The following is a 20,035-nucleotide window of genomic DNA, read 5'->3' as shown; positions in this document are numbered from 1 at the left end:
CAGTTTTTTTGAGGTGAGAAAGTTGTACCCGAAAACGCGCGAAATCATTACGAAAAAACGCTTGGAGCAAGTCTATCCAGGGGTTACATTGGGCTTTTTAACTCAGGAAGCAGAAGCCTTTTACGCCATGGGGAAAGCCGCCGTGCTTCCCTTTGAAGAACAGATGACAATGGACAAGCGCTTTGATGTGGCTTCTTTGACGAAAGTCGTCTGTACCACCACGGTGCTTTTGCGCTTATGGGAGCAAGGGGAGATTTGTTGGGATGAGCCTTTGCGACGCTATTTACCAGATTTTGCCGATGGAAGGGTCACGCTACGACATTTGTTGACCCACACATCGGCGTTGCGCACGTGGATTCTCAATCGTGATCAGCTCAATGGTGTGGAATTGCGACAAGCGTATTTGGGGATGCATGCGGAAGCGGACTTGGGAGAAATGGTGTTGTACACTGATGCCGGCACGATTTTATTGGGCTTTATGTTAGAAGCGCTTTACCATCAAGACGTAATCACGGTCTTTCAAGAACAAGTGCTAGACCCTTTAGGCATGGGCCACAGCGGCTTTTTACCGGAATTGACAGAACGGAAGGAAATTGTGCCCACGGAAAAAACCAGCACAGGTGTCTTGCGAGGGGTGACCCACGATCCGAAAGCGCGGGTGCTCGGCCCTCATGCGGGAAACGCTGGTCTTTTCAGTGACCTAGGAGACCTAGCCCGCTTTAGTCGCATGTATTTGCAACATGGGGTGAGTGCTTCTGGGAAACAATTTCTGCAAGAAGCAACGATTGCGGAATTACTTCAAGACCAAACGCCATTAAAAAATGGCAATCGTAGCTTAGGCTGGGATTTGCGCCCGGGGAAAAGTGATTGCCCAGCATTGTTCCATACGGGCTATACGGGAACCTTTCTTTTACTGGATGTGACAGCCCAAGAAGCCATGATTTTCTTGAGCAATCGGCTACATCCGACAGACGAGCGGGAGGCGTATCTCAAAGAGCGAGATGAAATCATCGCCTGCTATCAAAAAGAGCGGGGCGTGAAGTCGTAAAGTAATGCGTGCACATGTCTAGTAAAATGGTATAATTGTCTATATTTATTTACGAGTCAAGCAAGAATTGGAAAAGTTGAGAGGAGTCTTACAGATGGAACCATTGTTTATGAAACCCGTTTTCAAGAAAAGATTTGGGGAGGCAACAAGCTACATACGGTTTTTGGCTTTGATTTGCCTTCTGAAAAAATCGGTGAAGACTGGGCGATTTCTGCCCATCCCCACGGTGTCAGCGTTATCGAAAATGGGCCTTTCAAAGGACAGACACTTGCGGAATTATGGCGTGACCATCAAGAATTGTTCGGCCACCAAAAAGAAGCGGTCTTTCCTTTATTGATCAAAATCTTAGACGCCGAAGATGATCTTTCGGTACAAGTCCACCCAGACGATGCTTATGGACAAGCCCATGAAGGGGAACTCGGAAAAACGGAATGCTGGTATATCATCGACGCCGAACCCGGTGCCGAAATCGTCTACGGCCATCATGCGAAGACGAGAGAAGAGCTGGCAGAAATGATCGAAGCCGGCCGCTGGGATGATTTATTGACCCGCGTACCGGTGAAAAAAGGTGACTTCTACTATGTTCCTAGTGGCACGATTCACGCTATTGGCAAAGGCATCATGATTTTGGAGACCCAACAGTCTTCTGATACGACTTATCGGGTGTACGATTATGATCGCAAAGACGACCAAGGCAACTTGCGGGAATTGCATATTCAGCAGTCCATCGACGTGACTACGGTACCAGCTTGGACACCAGAACTTTCTGTTAGTGAAGTCAAACAAGGGGCGTCTGCCATTGTGACCTACTTGCAAACGGACTTCTTCAATGTCTATGAATGGCAAGTTCGCGGCGCCCTTGAATTAAAAGCCGGTGCACCTTATACCTTGATGACGGTTATCAACGGCTTTGGTAAATTAGTGGTGGCAGGCAAGTCTTATGATATGCCAAAAGGAACTAGTTGCATCATTCCAAACGGGATTGCATCTTGGCGCATCGAAGGCGACTGCGACATTATCGCATCAGAACCAGGAACAAAGGAATAAGCAAGCGGTACTAGAGGTTTTCCCTTGTGGAAAGCCTCTTTTTTTGTTTTAAATCATTTGCAATCGGTTGCTCTGTTTAGACAGTTATTGCTTTTTAGTTAATACAGCATTCCTTCATGAAAAGGGACTTTATTAGAGAAGACAGCACTTTGAATGAATTATAGCAAAAGGCATTTATAGCAAAGTAAGTCTTGCTTGCGTAAAACAAGTGGTTAGTTTTGTGAGTTTTATTCTGTTAGCGGTAACAGAGAGAAATCGGTTGCGTTAGTAAGCGTTTTCCTTCATAATGTGGTTTGTAAATAAACAATTGGAGGGTATGGAAATGAGAATCGTGAATTTGAAGAGAATGGGAATTGCGTTACTATCAGTTGGGATGATTGCTACTATGGCAGCCTGTGGCAATGCGGGAGACAGCAAAGACTCTGCGTCGGAAGATCAAGTCACTATTGATATCTTCCAATTTAAAGTGGAATTTAAAGATCAATTTGAAGCCTTAGCAGAACAATATGAAAAAGCCAATCCAGATGTGAAAATCAATATCGAAACCGTGGGCGGGGGCTCCGATTACGGTGCAGCTCTGAAATCAAAATTCTCCTCAGGCAATGAACCTACTATTTACAACGTAGGTGGACCCGAAGATGTGGAAATCTGGAAAGACAAACTTGCAGATTTAAGCGATACGAAAGCAGCCGATGCGGCATTAGATGGGACTTTAGCCGGCGTCACCACAGACGATGGTATTTACGGATTGCCGTACAACGTGGAAGGCTACGGCGTGCTTTACAACAAAGCCATTTTTGAAAAGGCTGGTATTGATGCGGCGGAAATCAAGACTTTAGATGATTTGGAAGCAGCAGCCAAGACCTTAGATGAGAAAAAAGGTGAGCTGGGTATCGACGCACCGTTTGCTTTAGCGGCCAAAGAAAAATGGATTACTGGTTTACACTCTTCCAATGCCTTCTTGAATGCCGAATTCAACAACGACGTGACGGAAGCTTACAATGCGAAAACGGTAGAATTCAAATACGGCGATCAATTCAAGAAATACATCGACATCAGCAATCAATATTCCGTACAACCGACCAATAGCTTAGACTACTCGCAACAGATTGAACAGCTCTTCTCTAATGGCAAAGTAGCGATGACTCAACAAGGAAATTGGGTGTATAACTCCATTGCAGATATTAACGAAGACGTTGCGAAAAACGATATCGGCTTGTTGCCAATCCCAATCGACGGCGTTTCTGAAGGCACGATTCCAGTTGGGGTACCGATGTATTGGGGTGTGAACTCCAATGTCTCCGATGAAAAACAAGAAGCGGCGAAAGAATTCTTAGATTACTTGTACACTACAGATGAAGGAAAAGACTTTATCTTGGAAGAATTCAAATTCGTACCGGCTTACAGTGGGTTCGATACGGATAAGATTTCCGATCCATTGTCCAAAGAAGTCTATAGCTACTACACCGACGACAAAGCTACTGGTTGGGTCTTTATGGGCTATCCAGCAGGTTGGGGTGAAAATACGCTAGGAGCAGAAATCCAACGTTATGTAGCTGGGGATGCTACTTGGGATGAAATTATCAAAACATCCAAAGACGCTTGGGCAGATGCACGTAAATAATCGACAGTGAGATGAGATAAGCACATCAGCAGGCGGTGGCAAGGGGCAGCCGTCAGAGGCTTGAAGCGAGTAGCTGCCAAGGCTTTGACGAGAACTTTGGTCCCGCCTGCTTTGTGTTACATACAAGGGGGTAGTCTTGTGAAATATCAAAAGAAAACATGGTTTTATCTTTTTTGCGCACCGGTGGTCATTGCGCTGATTGCGGTCGTAGTAGCACCTTTTATCTTCGGCTTTTATTATTCATTTTCTGATTGGAATGGGGTCAGTGAGGCATCAGTAGTGGGCTTTAAGAACTATGCCACCTTATTTTCCGATAGCGGTTTTTGGAGTTCCATTTGGTTTACGGTGAAGTTTGCCGTAGTAGCGATTATCTTGATTAATGTGATTGGGTTAGGGCTGGCCTTGCTGGTGACAAGTAAGTTCAAAGGCTCGAATTTATTGCGGACCATCTTCTTTATGCCCAACTTAATCGGGGGTCTGATTTTAGGGTTTATTTGGCAGTTTATCTTTATCAATGCGTTTAGCGCCGTGGGGAGTTCCTTAGGCTTAGACGGCTTGAAAACTTGGCTGTCCACCACACAAACCGGTTTTTGGGCTTTGGTGATTGTCATGTGCTGGCAAATGTCTGGTTATATCATGGTAATCTACATTTCCTATATCCAAGGGGTGGACGAGTCTTTGCTGGAAGCCGCCGATCTCGACGGTGCGACGGCTTGGCAGAAGTTTTGGAATGTGAAGTTCCCACTGATTATGCCGGGATTTACCGTAAGCTTGTTCATGACTTTGTCCAACTGTTTCAAACTCTACGACCAAAACTTGTCCTTAACTGGGGGCGGTCCATACAATTCGACACAAATGGTGGCTATGAATATTTACAACACCGCCTTTGTGGAAAATAAAATGGGCTACGCACAAGCGAAAGCAATCATCTTTTTCTTGTTTGTAGCGATTATCTCCTTAACCCAGGTCTATGTGACCAAGAGAAAAGAGGTTGAAGCATAATGGAAAAGAAAAAATATCCGCAGTTAATACGAGCGTTTTTCGGATTGTTACTAGGCTTGGTCTGGTTGATTCCTTTTTATTTAATGCTCAGTAACTCCTTTAAATCTAAACAAGAAATCTTTACCTCTCCGTTAAGCTTGCCTAAGGATTTTACTTGGAGTAACTATCCTGAAGCTTTCGAGCAATTGGACTTTTTGAAGACCTTGTTTAATTCTTTGTTAATCACCGTTATTAGCGTAGTGATTATCGTGATTTTCTCCGCCATGGCGGCCTACGCTTTGGAGCGGATCAAATCTAAAATGAGTTCGTTGCTGTTCATGGCTTTTGTGGCGGCGATGTTGGTACCTTTCCAATCGGTGATGATTCCGTTGATTTCGATCTTTGGGAAAATCGAAATGCTCAATCAAGTGGGGATTATCTTCATGTACCTAGGGTTTGGTGCTTCCATGTCGATTTTCTTATACCACGGAGCGTTAAAAGCGATTCCGAAAGCCTTAGACGAAGCGGCCATTATCGACGGAGCCAATCGTTTCCAAGTCTTTTGGAAAGTCATTTTCCCAATGTTAAAACCTACCACGGTTACGGTGGCCTTGTTGAATACCATGTGGATCTGGAATGACTACCTATTGCCATCATTGGTAATCAATTCACCGGAGACCCAGACGATTCCGTTGAAGATGTTCTTCTTCTTCGGTCAGTACACGAAGCAATGGCATCTAGCGTTAGCAGGTCTAGTTATTGCCATCTTGCCGGTTATCATCTTCTACTTCTTTATGCAAAAGCAAATCATCAAAGGGGTGGCAGAAGGTTCGGTGAAATAATCCAGACAAAGGAGTTATATACAGATGAAACGATTATTCGAAATCGATCCTTGGAAATTGGTCACTCATCAGTTAATCCCGACAGAAAAACGCCTGCAAGAATCTTTGACCGCAATTGGCAATGGCTACATGGGCATGCGGGGGAACTTTGAAGAGGGCTATTCCGGCGATCACCATTTAGGTACTTATTTTGCCGGAGTTTGGTACCCCGACAAAACCCGGGTGGGCTGGTGGAAAAACGGCTATCCTGACTATTTCGGGAAAGTAATCAATGGAGTGAACTTCGCCGGCGTAGCAATCCGGCTCAACGATCTCCCTGTGGACTTAGCACAAGTGCCCTATGACGATTTTTACTTGGAATTGGATATGCAAACGGGGATTTTGCAACGAAATTACACGGTGGAATTAGGCGGGGCCCGCGTCCGTTTTACCTTTGAACGTTTTTTGAGCATTGTAAAAAAAGAACTAGGGGCCATTAAAATTACCGCCGAAGTGCTAACCGGGGCCGCTGTGATTACCATGACTTCGAAACTGGACAGTGATGTGACCAACGAAGACAGCAATTACGAAGAACATTTTTGGGAAGAAATCGCCGCCGGACAAGTAAGCGGCTTCGATTATTTGACGGTGCGGACGATTCCTAATAATTTTGGCATTGAGCGTTTTACCATTACCGCCGCTATGCAACACAATGCAAAAGGTAGTTTTACCCAAGAGGCGTTAAAAGTCAGTGAAACGTTTACGTGGCAATTGGCGGCAGGAGAGTCTTGTGAATTAGTGAAGACCGTTTTGGTAGTCACTAGCCGGGATGTTCCAGAAAGTAAACAAGTAGCAAAAATAAAAGAACTCTATCAAGCGTATGGTACGGACTATGAAGCGTTAAAAACCGAGCAGATTGCGGCTTGGGGCCAGCGTTGGGAGTTGGCCGATGTGGAGATTGCTGGGGATGCTGAAGCCCAACAGGGGATTCGCTTCAATCTTTTCCAACTCTTTGCCACGTATTACGGTGAGGACAGCCGCTTGAACATCGGTCCGAAAGGTTTCACCGGTGAAAAATACGGGGGCGCTACTTATTGGGATACGGAAGCCTACGTGATTCCCATGTATCTTTCCGTGGCGCAACCGGCTGTGACGAAAAAACTATTGGAGTATCGGTTGAATCAGCTCCCTGGGGCGTATCTTAACGCCCAGCGCCAAGGTTTAAAAGGTGCTTTGTATCCCATGGTGACCTTTACCGGGGTGGAATGTCACAATGAGTGGGAAATCACTTTTGAAGAGCTCCATCGAAATGGGGCGATTATTCACGCAATCTACAACTACACCACCTATACGGGAGATGAAAGCTACCGATTAGGTGATGGCTTGGCGGTCATTGTGGAAATCGCTCGTTTCTGGGCGGACCGGGTGCATTACTCTAAGGCTAAGGATTGCTACATGCTTCACGGAGTTACCGGCCCTAACGAATACGAAAACAACGTCAACAATAACTGGTACACTAACTATATGGCTCGCTGGATTTTGAACTATGCCCATGAAAGCGTGACTTTGGCAGAAGGCAATCCTTTAGCGGTCACCCCAGAAGAACTCGCTACTTGGCAAGAAATCGCGGCTAAGATGTACTTGCCGGAAGATGAGGAGCGGGGGATTTTCGTCCAACACGATACTTTCTTAGACAAAGAACTGTTGCCAACAACCGCCTTGGATCCTAGTGAACGGCCGTTGAATCAGCATTGGTCCTGGGATAAGATTCTTCGTTCTTGCTTTATCAAGCAGGCGGATGTCTTGCAGGCTATGTACTTTTTCCCAGAGAACTTCACGAAGGCAGAAAAAGAACGGAATTTTGATTTTTATGAACCCATGACTGTCCACGAATCGTCCCTTTCTCCCTGTGTTCACGCGATTATTGCTGCCGAATTAGGGCGCGGAGAAAAAGCGGTGGAGATGTACAAACGTACGGCTCGCCTGGACTTGGATAATTACAACAACGACACGGAAGATGGGTTGCACATCACTTCCATGTCCGGTAGTTGGCTGGCCATTGTCCGCGGTTTTGCGGGGATGCGTACGGTAGGCGGCTTACACTTTGCGCCGTTTTGTCCCGCCGACTGGTCCGGGTATCGTTTCCGGGTGAATTATCGCGGTCGCTTGCTGGATGTGCAAGTGCGCTCGGATTTATTAACTTTGACCTTGAAAGCGGGAGCAGCGTTGGCGGTAACGGTTTTTGATCAAGAAATCGACTTGCAAGATACGGTGACGTTGATGCTGTGAGGACTTGAGACTCATAGGCGCAGTTTTTGTCGCGATTTTACTTACATGGATCCCTGATTGTTTGCCCGAGGGGGACAATCAGGGATCTCTTACTGTTTCAAGCTGTTTTTTTGCCTAGACCACTTCTTGTCGTAAGGTTAGTTTTTCTTAAGAAATCTAGGAGCGGGATCGGGCGCGATGTCGCATTCGTGGTATAATTTAAGTAAATGAAGAGGCTTTTGGAGGAGATTTTATGACGACTTTAGCAGACGTTGCCAAGCGTGCCAATGTCTCGAAAATGACAGTTTCCCGGGTGCTTAATCACCCGGAACAAGTCACCGAAGAACTGAAAGCTTTGGTTCATCAAGCTATGAAAGAGCTGGATTATCGACCAAATGTCGCGGCCAAGGCCCTCGTCAGCAATCGCTCTCAGGTGATTAAAGTGTATATTTTAGAAGAAATCGATACCACGGAGCCTTATTTCATGTATCTGCTAATGGGGATTGCCGCGGCGGTGGGCAAAACGCAATATTCCTTGCAACTGGTGACGAGCGAATTGGCGGATCAGGGTAACTGTGACGGCTATATTATCACCGGCTTCAGGCGGGGGGATTTCGAGTGGATCAAAGCGCTGGATAAGCCGGTGATTCTCTTTGGGGAAAATACGGCGGGGTTTGATTTTGTGGATAGCGATAATCGCCATGGTACTAGAAATGCTACGAAATACGCCCACAGTCGGGGGTATCAACGGTTGATTTACATTGGCATCGCTGTGGATGAGCCCTTTGAACTGTCCCGGGAGTCTGGGTATTTAGAAGTGGTGAAGGATTTGGGGCTCGCTCCAGAAATTCATCGTTTCGAGAATCGTTCCACCGTGACTGAAAATTTTATCGCCCAGCATTTTGACGAACTGGGCAAGGATACTTGTTTTATATGTAGTTCCGATCGCTTGGCTTTAGGGGTTGAGCGGGGCTTGTTGCAACAAGGAGGCAAAGTGCCTGAAGAATTTGGAATCATTGGCTTTGACGGAGTCTTTTTGGATCAAGTGAGCTCTCCTAAACTGACCACCTGTAAACAAGCAATTGTGAAGATGGGAGAAACTTGTGGGGAATTGTTGGTGAAGAAAATCAACGAAGAAGGAGCCCCCCAAGGAATTCGGCGTTTTTTACCCGTTTTAGAAATTCGCGAATCCACCCGTTGAAAAGAGTCTGTTAAAGGCTGTGACATGAGTAATTTCCAAGTGCTACCCAGCGCTTGAAATTTTTAGCAACGAAAAACCGATGTTCTTCCAATGAATGCAATGGAAGATCGTCGGTTTTTGTTTGCGTCTCACGTTTGGTCTGTTCACCTATCATTGTGTTAGTTCAGCCAAGTAGGCAGCCGGTAGGAAATCTCTCGGACCTAAGACTGATTTCTTGTGGCTGCTATTGACGATTGATACTATGCAACGTATAGTATTGTGTGTAAGGTGGTGTTGAGAGTGGACAGTCAGTTAAAACGGGGCCTGGTGGAATACTGTGTGTTGGCCAATTTGGCTGAGGGGGATTCCTATGGATATGAAATCGTTAAGTCCATCAGCAAGCTGATGCCCATTACCGAGTCGACATTGTATCCAATCTTGAAACGCTTGGAACAACAGCAAAAGGTTAAGACCTACTCAAAAGAGCACAACGGTCGCTTGCGCAAGTACTACCGGATTACCGGAGAAGGCCGCAACAGTATTGCCGATTTTTTAGTCAGCTGGGGAGAAGTGGAAAAGATTCACCAGTATATCAAAGGGAGTGTCGAGAATGGATAGAATTACGTTTATCAATGAGCTGAGTCAGGCTTTAAGCTATCGGGTGCGCCCCCGAGAGGTTCATCAATTGGTAGAATATTACGATGAAATGATCTTGGATTTAATGGAAGACGGCTTAAGTGAAGCAGAAGCCGTAGCCAAATTAGGCGATCCGGAAGTTTTAGCCCAAGAAGCAGCGGGAGAAATTCCTGATTTTGAAGTGGAAGTGCCCAAACGCTTTAATTGGCTTTTTGTTTTGATTGCAATTTTAGGTTTTCCTTTGTGGGGCAGCTTACTGCTAGCGGCGGTACTCCTAATCTTGAGTATGTACATCGTGATTTGGTGTGTTCCTTTTTGTACGGGAGTTTTTGGTTTGTCGGCGACTTTTGCGGGCTTAGTCAGTGTCGTATTGAGTAGCTTTGCACTTCAAGACGGACTCTTTGTGGCCATCACCCAGTTAGGCATAGGGGTCTTGTTCTTCGGCTTGGGCATCTTGTCACTAGTCGCTACGATGAAAATCAGTCTGTATTTTGTAAAAATCAGTCGCAATGTTACACGACGACTATTCCGTGGTAGAGGGAGGGTTCATGCATGAAAATCAATCAACGTTTTATCGTCAAACTGGCGCTCGGTTTTGTAGCCATGGGAGGGCTGTTGATCTTGGTAGGCTTTGCCATGTCGGGCTTTTCCTGGGATGCTTATGCCACGGACCGGCATGCGTGGTACCGGACATTTAACGTATCAAGTTCCCATCATGAATTTGGCGTAATGCTAGATGAGGACACAGCAGTACAGGAAGCCACAGAAGAGTCAGCGGAAAAAGCCGAGGAAAGCCGGGAACTAGCTGCTGAAAAAGAAGAAGAAGCGGCAGAGGCCATGAGCGATTTAGAAGAAACGTTGGCCGAACTCCGAAGTGAAGCGCAAGAGCTACAAGGAGTAGACGCCAAAAAAGCCGCAGAAGTGGAGGCTTTGATCAAAGAGTTAGAAGCAGCGCTAAAAAATTAATAAAAAAATCCCTGTACCGTGAGCGGAAAACCCACGTTACAGGGATTTTTTGTAGACTACCTTACCAAGGCTAACTCTGCGTGGCTTTACGAAATCGTTTTGCCTTTTTAGACGGTCATTTCGTTTTCAATGACGGTTTCGCGCAAAATCAAGCGGTGGGGCACGATGACTTTGACCCCGGTGGTCAGGCGATTGTTGAGTTGATCCATTAATTTTTGGGTAGCCAATTTACCAAGTCGCGCCACGTCCACGTCGATACTGGTGATATAAGGGTGGGTCAAAGTGGAGAATATCGAGTTGTTAAAGCTGATCACGGAGAGATTCTCCGGCACTTTATAGCCGTACATCGAAGCCAACTGCATAATGCGCATGGCAAACAGATCATCAATAACCACTAGGGCAGTAGGTTTCACGGTTTTTAATGTTTCCTCAAAGGCTAAGTAGTCTTCCGGTTCCTCAAATTTCACCCCGGGCCAAGTAGGTAACCCGGCCATCATCAGGGCTTTTTGATAACCAAAATAGCGTTCGAAGTAAAGATTTTCCCGAGTGGTATTGGTGACAAATAAAATACGCTCATGTCCTCGGTCCACCAGAAACTGCGTGGCTTGTTTCCCTAGCAACTGGTTGTCGTTGTCCACATAAACGATGTTTTCTTCGTGTTCGTAAGGCTGACCAATTAACGTAAAAGGAATCTTATTTTCATACAAGTAGGCAATTACCGGGTCATGATTTACAGAGTAAGTCAGGATAAAACCGTCCACTTGTTTTTGCAAGTGCATCCGTTTGACGTTTTCCAATAAAGTGGCAAAGTCCGGCGCCGAGGCGACTGCTACAGACATTTGCACCAAGCCGGCTTCTTCGTTTACCGCTTCGATGGTTTCAAGGTAAAAAGGATTTCCTAAGCGCTCCTTGGAGTCCAAGGGAGGCAAGATGACTCCGATGGCACTGGCGATTTGCTTGCCGAGATTGCGGGCCGCCACGTTGGGAACGTAGCCTAGTTCCGCCATGACTTTGCGAACTTTGCGCTTGGTTTCCTCGGAGATACTAGGATGGTCGTTGATTACCCGAGAGACGGTGGATGTGGCTACACCGGCTTTTTTGGCTACCTCTTTAACAGTAATACTCATCACTTTCGCTCCTTTTTTCAACAGTCCCTTTAGAAATTGGTCCAAGCCAACTTCTAAATCGTTCTAATCATAGCAAATTCTGAGAAAAGTTACTATGGTTATCCTTGATTTTAACAGGAAAACCAGCCCGCAAATTCTTCGGGCTGGTTTTTTCATAGGTTAGCGCTGCAATAGAAACTCGTCCTTCAAGGTAATCGTTTCGTCGTACAGGCCAAGTTCTAGCGCTTCACCTGAGACGAGTTCTAGACGAACCGCGTTTTTCGTTACCTGAATGAAGAGCAAGCGTCCCCGATAATTAATGTGGAAACTATAACTGTCCCAACCTTGAGGGACAAACGGTGCAAAGGAGAGTTTTCCTTGGGCGGTCTTCATTTGCGCAAAACCTTGCACGATGGCCAGCCAGCTACCGGTCATGGAAGTGATGTGCAGACCGTCTTCCGTATCGTTGTTGTAATTATCCAAGTCCAGTCGCGCTGTGCGTTCATACATTTCCAAGGCCTTTTCCTCTAGACCTAAATCCGCAGCTAAAATAGCGTGGATGCAGGCAGAAAGGGAAGATTCATGGACGGTCATGGGCTCGTAAAACTCGAAATTCCGGCGCAGTTCTTCTTTGGTGTAGTCATCCCGGAAGAAGTACAGCCCTTGTAAAACATCCGCTTGTTTAATGAAGCAAGAGCGCAAAATCTTATCCCACGACCAGTTTTGGTTCAATGGTAAATCACTTGGATTTAAGTCTGTTACCGGCATTAAGTCTTTGTCTAAGAAGGTATCATGCTGTACAAAAATCCCTAGGTCTTCGTCTTTTGGATAGTACATTTTAGCGATAATGTCTTCCCATTTTGCTTCTTCCTCAGGAGTTAAGGCAACCGTCGTACTAGCCGCGAATTTCCGGTAATTTTCCAAAGTGTAGCGCAAGACCCAAGTAGCGATGGTATTGGTGTACCAGTTGTTGTTCACGTTGTTTTCGTACTCGTTCGGACCGGTGACCCCGTGAATCATGTAGCGGTCTTTGGCCTTGGAGTAATGCACCCGATCTGCCCAGAAGCGAGCAATCTCCACCAAGACTTCCAAGCCTTCTTGGGCCAGGTAGCTTTCGTCTCCGGTGTAGTTTGTGTAATTGTAAATCGCATAGGCAATGGCGCCGTTACGGTGGATTTCTTCAAAGGTGATTTCCCATTCGTTGTGGCATTCCACCCCGGTAAAGGTCACCATAGGATACAAAGCGCCTTTTAGGCCTTGCCGTTGAGCATTAATGTGAGCTCCTGGCAATTGATTGTGCCGGTATTTTAAGAGATTTTTCGTCACATCTGGCTCTGCTAATGCTAGATACAATGGCACGGCATACGCTTCCGTGTCCCAATAAGTGGCACCGCCGTATTTTTCTCCCGTGAAGCCTTTAGGGCCGATATTCAAACGTTCATCTTCGCCATAATACGTAGCGAAAAGCTGGAAGAGATTGAAGCGGATGCCTTGTTGAGCCGCCGGATTACCTTCAATTGTTACGTCGGCTAATTCCCAGCGTTTGCCCCAAGCGGCGATTTGTTCAGCTTTCAACGCTTCATAATCATGACCGTAATCTTGGTATAGCCCTTTGATAGTAGCCACTTGTTCTTCAGGGAGCACATCTCGGCTGGTCACCACTAGGACTTCTTTGATTAATTCACAAGTTTCTCCAGCGGTTAAGGACCAAGTGAAGGTTTTGCTGACTTGTAAATGCTCCTTGTGGTAGGTGCCCGAAGCATTGTGCTTCATAGCAGCGGTCAAGGTAAAACGCTCAATGCCAAAGTTATTGGGAATCGTCCGCACGGTTAAATAGTCAAACTCAGTTTCTTGACCGGCTGCTAATTCTTCCCAAAAACGTTCGTCGTAGTTACTGTCCTCGTTGGTTACCGCGCTGTCCAATTTAGAAGTCATGGTGATATTCGCTGCACCTTCTAGCACTTCGGCGGTAATCTTAATAGCCCCTAGTTCCTTCTTCACGATACTTAAAAAGCGTTGGAAGGAAAAGCGAACCTTAGCAGCATCCACGGTTACGGTAAAGGAACGGTTGAGAATTCCGCCTTGCATATCTAATTCCAAATAGAAGTCTTCATAAGGAATCTTCGCTAAGTCGATGTCGGTGTCGTTGACTTTCAAATCCACGGCAATAAAGTTCACGCCATTAATGACTTTTCCGAAATAGTCGGGGTAGCCATTTTTCCACCAGCCCACCCGGGTTTTATCGGGGTACCAAACGCCGGCAAAATAAGTGCCGAGGTGATGATCGCCAGAATAGTGTTCTTCAAAATTTCCCCGCATTCCCATGTAGCCATTCCCGATGGCGGTCAAGGATTCTTGTAAGCGGCGATGGGTTGTATCTAAAGTCGTGGTGCTGATTTTCCACGGATCAATGTCGAATAAACGTTGAATCTGATTCATAAGATTCCCTCCTGTGCAGTTGTTACTCTCATAATATATGCAATCGGTTGCGTAGTCAAGAAAAGAATTGCTTTGTCCCTAAAAAAACTCTAGTAAAAGGGGAACTTTCGGGAGAAACTGATAGAAAACAGTTGAAAGGACATGATAATACTTGCAAGTATACCTAAAGCAAGGAAATGTTTTACTTCCATAGCCAAGAGGAAAAGCAACATTCGAAACGAAATCGGTTGCGCCAAAAGAGTGATTTAAGCGCAACAAGCAAGATTTTGGTAGAATAAATAGGTAAGGTGCCAGTTGGCCCAAAAGAAGGAAGGGAAAAGGGATGAAAATCTTAACCTTAAATACCCACAGTTGGGTGGATGAACAAAAAGCGCGACAAATTCCCGTTTTAGCGGCAGAAATCGCCCAAGGAGACTACGATATCATCGCTCTGCAAGAAGTCAACCAATCAAAAGAGGCGACGCAAGCATATTTGGATGGCTTTTACTGTCCCACCGCTACGGATGCGCCGGTGAAAGCAGATAATTTTGCTTTAAAATTGGTGGAGGCGTTGCAAGTCTTGGACAAAGAGTACTATTGGAGCTGGAGTTTTTGTCATTATGGCTACAAGCCTTATGAAGAAGGCGTGGCTTTACTGAGCAAAGAACCCATGATTGCCAAAGAGTTTGTCGTGACGGACACGGGGGATTACGAGGCGGATCACGCTCGGCGGATTTTAGTAGGGTTAACGGAAAGTAGTGGTCAGCTGATTCAAGTGGTCTCCGGGCATTTTGACTGGTGGCAAGAACATTTTGCCCAAGAGTGGCAGCGCACGCTAAAGGATGTAGGGCAAGCGTATCCGTTAATTGTGGCGGGGGACTTCAATGAATCTGCAGACGGGCCGGGTTATCACTTGATTATGGACAGTTCGGATTTGGTAGATGCTTTTGTGGTGGCAACTACCCGCATTGGAGAGTTCACCGTGCCGGGGGCGATTGCCGGTTGGGAAAAAGACGCTACACCGAAACGGGTGGATTACGTTTTTGCTGATCCGACATTTGCCGTCCAGCGCTACGAGGTGGTTTTTGATGGCCAAAGAACCCCGCAAATCAGCGATCACTACGGTGTGAGCGTAGAACTGACGTTAAACAACTAAAAAACCTCATGCAAATCGCCGAATCTCGGTGTTTGCATGAGGTTTTTTGTTTGCTTCAGTTAAGCGCTGATTTTCGCTTCAATGTCTGCAAACTCAGGAATATCCAAGTCTGCGCCATAGCGATTGGTTAAGGCAGTTTTCAGTAAACGATAGCCTAAGATTGGATTACGGGCCAAAAGAGGGCCGTGGAAGTAGGAACAAAAGACGTTTTTGTAAATAGCGCCTTCTGACTGATCTTCGTTGTTGTTGCCGTGACCTTCTTGCACGGTACCAAGAGGTCGTTCGTCTTTTCCTAAGAACGTGCGACCATTGTGATTTTCAAAGCCGTAGTAGGTTTCGTTAAACTCAGGGTTGTGGATCACGATATCCCCGATGTAGCGATTGTTGTCTTGACTCAAAGTGTAGTGATCCAAAGCGCCGATGCCTTCAATCTTTTCCCCGTGTGCGCCCATGTAATAGTGACCTAAAAGTTGATAGCCCCCACAGATGGCCAACATGACTTTCCCGGACTCGATATAGCGTGTTAAGTCCGCTTTTTTGTCTTGGATGTCTTGGGAAACAATCAGCTGTTCAAAATCTTGACCACCACCAAAAAAGGTCAAATCAAATTTGTCTGCCTCGAAAGGTTCGTGGATACTGACCACTTCACTGGTCAAGTTGATGTCCATTTTTTCTGCTAGGTATTTCAGCATCAGCAAGTTGCCGTTGTCGCCGTACGTGTTCAGTAGGTTGCCGTATAGATGGGCCATGTTCAATTGATACTTAGCCACGATCCATTCCTCCTTTGATGTAGCCTTTTTCCGCAAGTTTCTTGCGTAATTGCAAGACTGCGGTGTAAGTTGCGAGAATGTAGACGTGTTCTGTAGGCAATTGAGGAATCGCTGCAATCACATCGTCTAGCTCTTTGATTTCTGTTAGTTTATCGCTCGGAATGCCGGCGACTTTGAGGCGCAAAGCCATATCTTCATGGCGTTCACCCCCGGCAATTACCGCTGGCAAATTCATCTCGGCGAACGCTTCATGATTGCCATCCCAAATCCAGCTGACATCGATGCCGTCTGCGTAGTTGGCATTTAACAAAGCCACGAGAGAAAATGGATAAGGGGAGAGGCCAATCATATCGATGACTTGATTAAGTCCCACAGGATTTTTCACCAAGACTAAGGTACACTGCTTACCATCGATATTGATGATTTCTTGACGGCCAAAGACTTTTTCGTCGTAAGCTAAGCCTGCCCGAATTTTTTCTGGGGCTACTTGGTAGTATTCCGCCACACTGGCCGCGGCGAGGGCATTGTAGACATTGTACATACCGCCGACTTCGATGCCGTAGTTTTCCCCGTCAATCACAAAATCTGCGGAAGTATTATCCATATGAGTAACCGCGGTTAATTTGTAATCCAATTCCGGCCGGTGGAAACCACAGTTCGGGCAGTAGTATTTGCCTAAGTTGGCGTAAGTGATCATTTGATAGTGCAAAATGTGGTGACATTTTGGACACAAGACCCCGTCTGTATTGTAATGGGCGAGTTGTTCTTGATCTGGTAAGTGGTCAAATCCATAGTATTTTCTTGGGTTGACCGTGTCCAAAGAATTGAAAATCGGCGAGTCTCCATTGGCTAAAATCAAAGCTTCCGGTGCTTTTGCCGCGCCTTCAACGATTAAGCGATAGGTGGTGTAAATTTCGCCGTAGCGGTCCATTTGATCCCGAAAAATATTGGTAAAGACGAAGAGCTCCGGTTTGATGTACTCCGTTACTTTGGAAAGACTGGCTTCATCGATTTCCAGCACCGCAAAGTTTTTCTGATTTTTCTTCGGCTTTGCTCCAAGGAACGTGGAGACGATGCCTTGGACCATGTTCGCCCCAGTGGGATTGGTTAAAACTTCCTCGTATTGCTGTTTCAAGATATTCACGGTTAATGCAGTGGTTAAGGTTTTCCCGTTTGTACCGGTTACCACTACCACTTCATATAAGTCGGAATAGTGATCCAAAACATTGGGATCGATTTTCAAAGCCAATTTCCCTGGATAGCTAGAGCCACCCTTAAAAAAAGTTTTTAAAATCCATTGGGCGCTTTTACCAGCGGCAATGGCAATATGACTACGTAAACTCATGGACTGAGAGCCTCCAATAACAAGATGCGTTTGACGAAAAAATCCCGCCAAAGTTCAACTTATCATACCATAGGAACAAAAATGAGGAAAATGCTTTTCTCAAGTCTTAAGATTCCCTAGTAAAAAAGCACAAAAGACCCCAAGTTCGACCGCAATAATAGGCCGAACTTGAGGTCGTCGTGAACGCTGATTTTAAAATTGCACTAAAGGCGCCTTTTTAACGGCTTCAATGGTTGGGGTACCGGCTAATTGCATAGTAATGGCTAACTCCTTGTTTAGGTGATCAAAGACGGCTTTGACCCCTTGGGCACCGCCTAAGTTCAGTCCGTAAATCACCGGACGACCAATTGCCACTAAGTCCGCCCCGCTAGCCAAAGCTTTAAAGACGTGCTCTCCCCGGCGAACACCGGAATCAAAAATGACAGGAACTCGTTTGGCAACGACTTTGGCGATACCCGGTAGGACATCAAAGGAAGCGGGCCCGCCGTCTAGTTGCCGCCCACCGTGGTTGGATACCCAGATGCCGTCTGCACCGGCTTGAATGGCTACTTCGGTATCTAATGGAGATTGAATACCCTTAACGATGACTGGTAAACCGGACAAGTCTTTGATTTTTTGAATATCCTCAGGAACGAAATCTTGTTTGGCTGCCGCATAAATTTCGGCGATGCCTTTGCCTTCTCCGTCCCCGGAAGCACTTTGCGCACTATAAGCTGCCAAGTTCGGCATTGGTAGAGGGAATTGGAAATGATTGATCACGTCGGCTTCCCGATAGCCGCCTAATGTGGAATCTACGGTCAAAACGATGGCTTTTGCGCCGGCAGCCACGGCTTTTTTAATGATGAATTCATTGAAGCCGTCATCTTTACTCATATATAATTGGAAAAATTGAGGAGCGCCCGGTGCCGCTTGAGCCGCTGCTTCAATGGTTGTATTGGCATAGGTACTAATGGAGAAAATCGAACCCGCCGCTGCCACTCCTTTTGCAGTGTCCAACTCACCTTTTTCGTGAGCCAACCCTTGGGCTGCGGAAGGGGCTTCGATGATTGGTGTCTTCAAGTCAATGTCCCAAAGTTTCGTGGAAAGATCCGCAGAGGAAATACCTTGCAAAACGCGCGGTGTGATTTGCCGTTTGTTAAAGGCGGCGGTGTTTTCTTTCATGGTCCACTCAGTTTCTGCGCCACCGCGAATATATCCAAATGCGCCAGCTTCCATTCTTGGCCGAACTTCTTCTTCTAAACCAGCGACATTGACGATTTCAATATCCTTTTCTTCATTACTCGTTTGATAACTCATGAAAAACACTCCTTTTACTCAATCAATTTACTAACTTATTGTAAGTCTGTTGCTGTAAAAAGCCAAAGATTTTGTCTCGCAGAAAAAACGATGTGGTAAAATGGTGTTATGGAATAAACTAGGGATGTTCGGAGGGGAAGATGAAGCAAAAACTTGATTGGACGTTGTCTCTTTTGTTTGGTGTTTGCTTGGGAATAGGAATTTTCCCAGAGCTGATAGAAAGAATCTCCTTTTGTGTGACTTTGGGGATTTTGGGCTTGGTAGTTTTAGTAGTTATTTGGGATTTGTTATTAAAACAATGCGACTGGGGGAGGAAATAAGATGAATCGTTATTTGAAATTAGTGATAGGGGAGTTTGTGGTAGGGTTTGGTCTTTTGATTTTGGCGTTGGCCATCTATCCGAAGCTTTTTGATGGTGGGAATGAGGTTGTGCTCATAGTTACGTTGTTGATTATCGCGATTCTATCGACATTCGTGCAGAAGGTCTTTAATTGGCGATCTTGAGAGCGGGGAATGGGATAGTAAAAACTAGTCTGCTATAATAAGCGAAACAAGCCACGGGGAGGTGCCAATTATGACATTGAAAATCGATCAAGAAAAATTGACAATCATGGGGGTTCCTTTTGATAGCCAGAAAGAGTTTCGATTTGTTTGGTATGTGGTTAGTTCGAACATGATTGAAGGTTGGGAGCCATCGGTAGAAGACGTCAAACGGTTACGAGAACGAGCTATTAGTAAACGGGAGGATCCGCGACGTGGCGAGAGATGAATATTTTGAATATCACTATCTGGATCCAAGTAACGAATATATTGATTCCGGTAGTTTGGTTTTAAAGAATATCTTGAAACTTCAAGATGCAGAAATGCTTCAAGTAAGAGAGCACGAAATTTCTGCTAACCGACTTCTCGACTTACTTTTTGATCCGATTATGGTTCATTCCATGGAAGATGTACGAGCCATTCATCATTATCTTTTTCAAGATATTTATGCTTGGGCGGGGAAATATCGCAAAGTAAATATTTCAAAAGAAGGTAATGCTTTTATGGCGATGCAATCATTTGAAATGGGGGGAACAATACCTAGACGAGTTGATTAAACACTTTTGCGACGAAACAATGTCTAAACCAAGTCTAGCTGCTTCGTTAGCAGAAATTCTAGATAATTTGAATTACATGCACTCTTTTCGAGAGGGGAATGGCCGAACGCAGCGAGAAGTTGTTCGGGTATTGGCCTAGAGAAAGGTTACTACTGTGAAATTGATATACAGGGAAATGATGAAATTTACCACCTTTATATGGATGGTACGGTCTATGGCGATAAAGAAAGACTCAAGCAGTTATTTTTGAGAATCTTAACAGAGATAAAAAGGTAA

The 20,035-nt window shown here is 45.6% G+C and carries 19 protein-coding genes and 3 pseudogenes; 16 read left to right on the top strand and 6 right to left on the bottom strand.

What is annotated here, in order from left to right; translation table 11 throughout:
* The first annotated feature begins 22 nt into the window (after positions 1 to 22).
* From I579_RS02295 to I579_RS02250, 10 genes and pseudogenes are all read left to right on the top strand, one after another.
* Entirely contained in the window at positions 23 to 1,048 is a 1,026-nt protein-coding gene (locus I579_RS02295) for a serine hydrolase domain-containing protein (protein WP_010752808.1), read from the top strand.
* A gap of 94 nt (positions 1,049 to 1,142) precedes the next feature.
* Positions 1,143 to 2,095: pseudogene (gene manA, locus I579_RS02290) on the top strand (mannose-6-phosphate isomerase, class I).
* Between the two features lie 322 nt (positions 2,096 to 2,417).
* Complete coding sequence (locus I579_RS02285; RefSeq protein ID WP_010752810.1) at positions 2,418 to 3,719, top strand: ABC transporter substrate-binding protein; 1,302 nt, start codon at positions 2,418 to 2,420, stop codon at positions 3,717 to 3,719.
* 138 nt (positions 3,720 to 3,857) lie between these two features.
* Complete coding sequence (locus tag I579_RS02280; RefSeq protein ID WP_010752811.1) at positions 3,858 to 4,721, top strand: carbohydrate ABC transporter permease; 864 nt, start codon at positions 3,858 to 3,860, stop codon at positions 4,719 to 4,721.
* Entirely contained in the window at positions 4,721 to 5,542 is an 822-nt protein-coding gene (locus I579_RS02275) for a carbohydrate ABC transporter permease (protein WP_010752812.1), read from the top strand. Before I579_RS02280 ends, I579_RS02275 begins: the two co-directional genes overlap by 1 nt.
* A 24-nt stretch (positions 5,543 to 5,566) precedes the next feature.
* A complete protein-coding gene (locus I579_RS02270) occupies positions 5,567 to 7,810 on the top strand; it encodes a glycoside hydrolase family 65 protein (protein ID WP_010752813.1) in 2,244 nt (747 codons plus the stop codon).
* Positions 7,811 to 8,042: 232 nt separating this feature from the next.
* The gene (locus I579_RS02265) at positions 8,043 to 8,990 is read left to right on the top strand and encodes a LacI family DNA-binding transcriptional regulator (RefSeq protein ID WP_010752814.1); all 948 of its coding nucleotides are present in this window, start codon (positions 8,043 to 8,045) and stop codon (positions 8,988 to 8,990) included.
* Between the two features lie 279 nt (positions 8,991 to 9,269).
* Positions 9,270 to 9,587: a PadR family transcriptional regulator gene (locus tag I579_RS02260; protein WP_010752815.1), complete on the top strand. Its 318-nt coding sequence runs from the start codon at positions 9,270 to 9,272 to the stop codon at positions 9,585 to 9,587.
* Positions 9,580 to 10,161 carry a DUF1700 domain-containing protein gene (locus I579_RS02255; RefSeq protein WP_010752816.1) on the top strand — a complete coding sequence of 194 codons (582 nt, stop codon included), beginning with the start codon at positions 9,580 to 9,582 and terminating at the stop codon, positions 10,159 to 10,161. Before I579_RS02260 ends, I579_RS02255 begins: the two co-directional genes overlap by 8 nt.
* Positions 10,158 to 10,571 (top strand): hypothetical protein, encoded by a 414-nt coding sequence (locus I579_RS02250; protein ID WP_010752817.1) that lies wholly within the window; start codon positions 10,158 to 10,160, stop codon positions 10,569 to 10,571. The genes I579_RS02255 and I579_RS02250 overlap by 4 nt, the downstream gene beginning before the upstream one ends.
* A 107-nt stretch (positions 10,572 to 10,678) precedes the next feature.
* Here I579_RS02250 and I579_RS02245 read toward each other — a convergent pair whose 3' ends face one another.
* Both I579_RS02245 and I579_RS02240 read right to left on the bottom strand, forming a co-directional pair.
* Positions 10,679 to 11,698 (bottom strand): LacI family DNA-binding transcriptional regulator, encoded by a 1,020-nt coding sequence (locus I579_RS02245; protein WP_010752818.1) that lies wholly within the window; start codon positions 11,696 to 11,698, stop codon positions 10,679 to 10,681.
* Between the two features lie 159 nt (positions 11,699 to 11,857).
* Positions 11,858 to 14,116, bottom strand: a complete 2,259-nt coding sequence (locus tag I579_RS02240) for a glycoside hydrolase family 65 protein (RefSeq protein ID WP_010752819.1) — start codon at positions 14,114 to 14,116, stop codon at positions 11,858 to 11,860.
* Positions 14,117 to 14,438: 322 nt separating this feature from the next.
* On the opposite strand from I579_RS02240, the gene I579_RS02235 reads away from it, so the two are divergent.
* Positions 14,439 to 15,251 (top strand): endonuclease/exonuclease/phosphatase family protein, encoded by an 813-nt coding sequence (locus I579_RS02235; RefSeq protein WP_010752820.1) that lies wholly within the window; start codon positions 14,439 to 14,441, stop codon positions 15,249 to 15,251.
* A gap of 59 nt (positions 15,252 to 15,310) precedes the next feature.
* Here I579_RS02235 and I579_RS02230 read toward each other — a convergent pair whose 3' ends face one another.
* The 4 genes and pseudogenes from I579_RS02230 to I579_RS02220 form a co-directional block, all read right to left on the bottom strand.
* Complete coding sequence (locus tag I579_RS02230) at positions 15,311 to 16,021, bottom strand: type 1 glutamine amidotransferase (protein ID WP_010752821.1); 711 nt, start codon at positions 16,019 to 16,021, stop codon at positions 15,311 to 15,313.
* Between the two features lie 64 nt (positions 16,022 to 16,085).
* Positions 16,086 to 16,562, bottom strand: a pseudogene (locus I579_RS13115) (DUF1727 domain-containing protein); the annotation flags it as partial.
* 300 nt (positions 16,563 to 16,862) lie between these two features.
* Positions 16,863 to 17,366 (bottom strand): annotated as a pseudogene (locus I579_RS13110) (Mur ligase family protein); the annotation flags it as partial.
* A gap of 192 nt (positions 17,367 to 17,558) precedes the next feature.
* Complete coding sequence (locus tag I579_RS02220; protein ID WP_010752823.1) at positions 17,559 to 18,662, bottom strand: lactate oxidase; 1,104 nt, start codon at positions 18,660 to 18,662, stop codon at positions 17,559 to 17,561.
* A 140-nt stretch (positions 18,663 to 18,802) separates the two neighbouring features.
* Between I579_RS02220 and I579_RS02215 the strand changes: the two genes are divergently transcribed.
* The 5 genes from I579_RS02215 to I579_RS13075 all read left to right on the top strand — a co-directional run bounded on the left by I579_RS02215 (position 18,803) and on the right by I579_RS13075 (position 19,898).
* Positions 18,803 to 18,982 (top strand): hypothetical protein, encoded by a 180-nt coding sequence (locus I579_RS02215; protein WP_010752824.1) that lies wholly within the window; start codon positions 18,803 to 18,805, stop codon positions 18,980 to 18,982.
* Position 18,983: 1 nt separating this feature from the next.
* Complete coding sequence (locus tag I579_RS02210) at positions 18,984 to 19,166, top strand: hypothetical protein (RefSeq protein ID WP_010752825.1); 183 nt, start codon at positions 18,984 to 18,986, stop codon at positions 19,164 to 19,166.
* A 70-nt stretch (positions 19,167 to 19,236) separates the two neighbouring features.
* Positions 19,237 to 19,431 carry a hypothetical protein gene (locus tag I579_RS02205; protein WP_010752826.1) on the top strand — a complete coding sequence of 65 codons (195 nt, stop codon included), beginning with the start codon at positions 19,237 to 19,239 and terminating at the stop codon, positions 19,429 to 19,431.
* Positions 19,418 to 19,759, top strand: a complete 342-nt coding sequence (locus I579_RS13045) for a Fic family protein (RefSeq protein ID WP_010752827.1) — start codon at positions 19,418 to 19,420, stop codon at positions 19,757 to 19,759. The genes I579_RS02205 and I579_RS13045 overlap by 14 nt, the downstream gene beginning before the upstream one ends.
* The gene (locus I579_RS13075) at positions 19,698 to 19,898 is read left to right on the top strand and encodes a Fic family protein (RefSeq protein WP_336433117.1); all 201 of its coding nucleotides are present in this window, start codon (positions 19,698 to 19,700) and stop codon (positions 19,896 to 19,898) included. The genes I579_RS13045 and I579_RS13075 overlap by 62 nt, the downstream gene beginning before the upstream one ends.
* The last annotated feature ends 137 nt before the right edge of the window (positions 19,899 to 20,035 follow it).

Origin of the sequence: Enterococcus asini ATCC 700915 (genome assembly GCF_000407365.1) — a bacterium.
Lineage (GTDB): Bacteria > Bacillota > Bacilli > Lactobacillales > Enterococcaceae > Enterococcus_C > Enterococcus_C asini.
The sequence above is the reverse complement of the archived record's forward strand: the minus strand, read 5'-3'. Positions and strand labels throughout refer to the sequence as shown.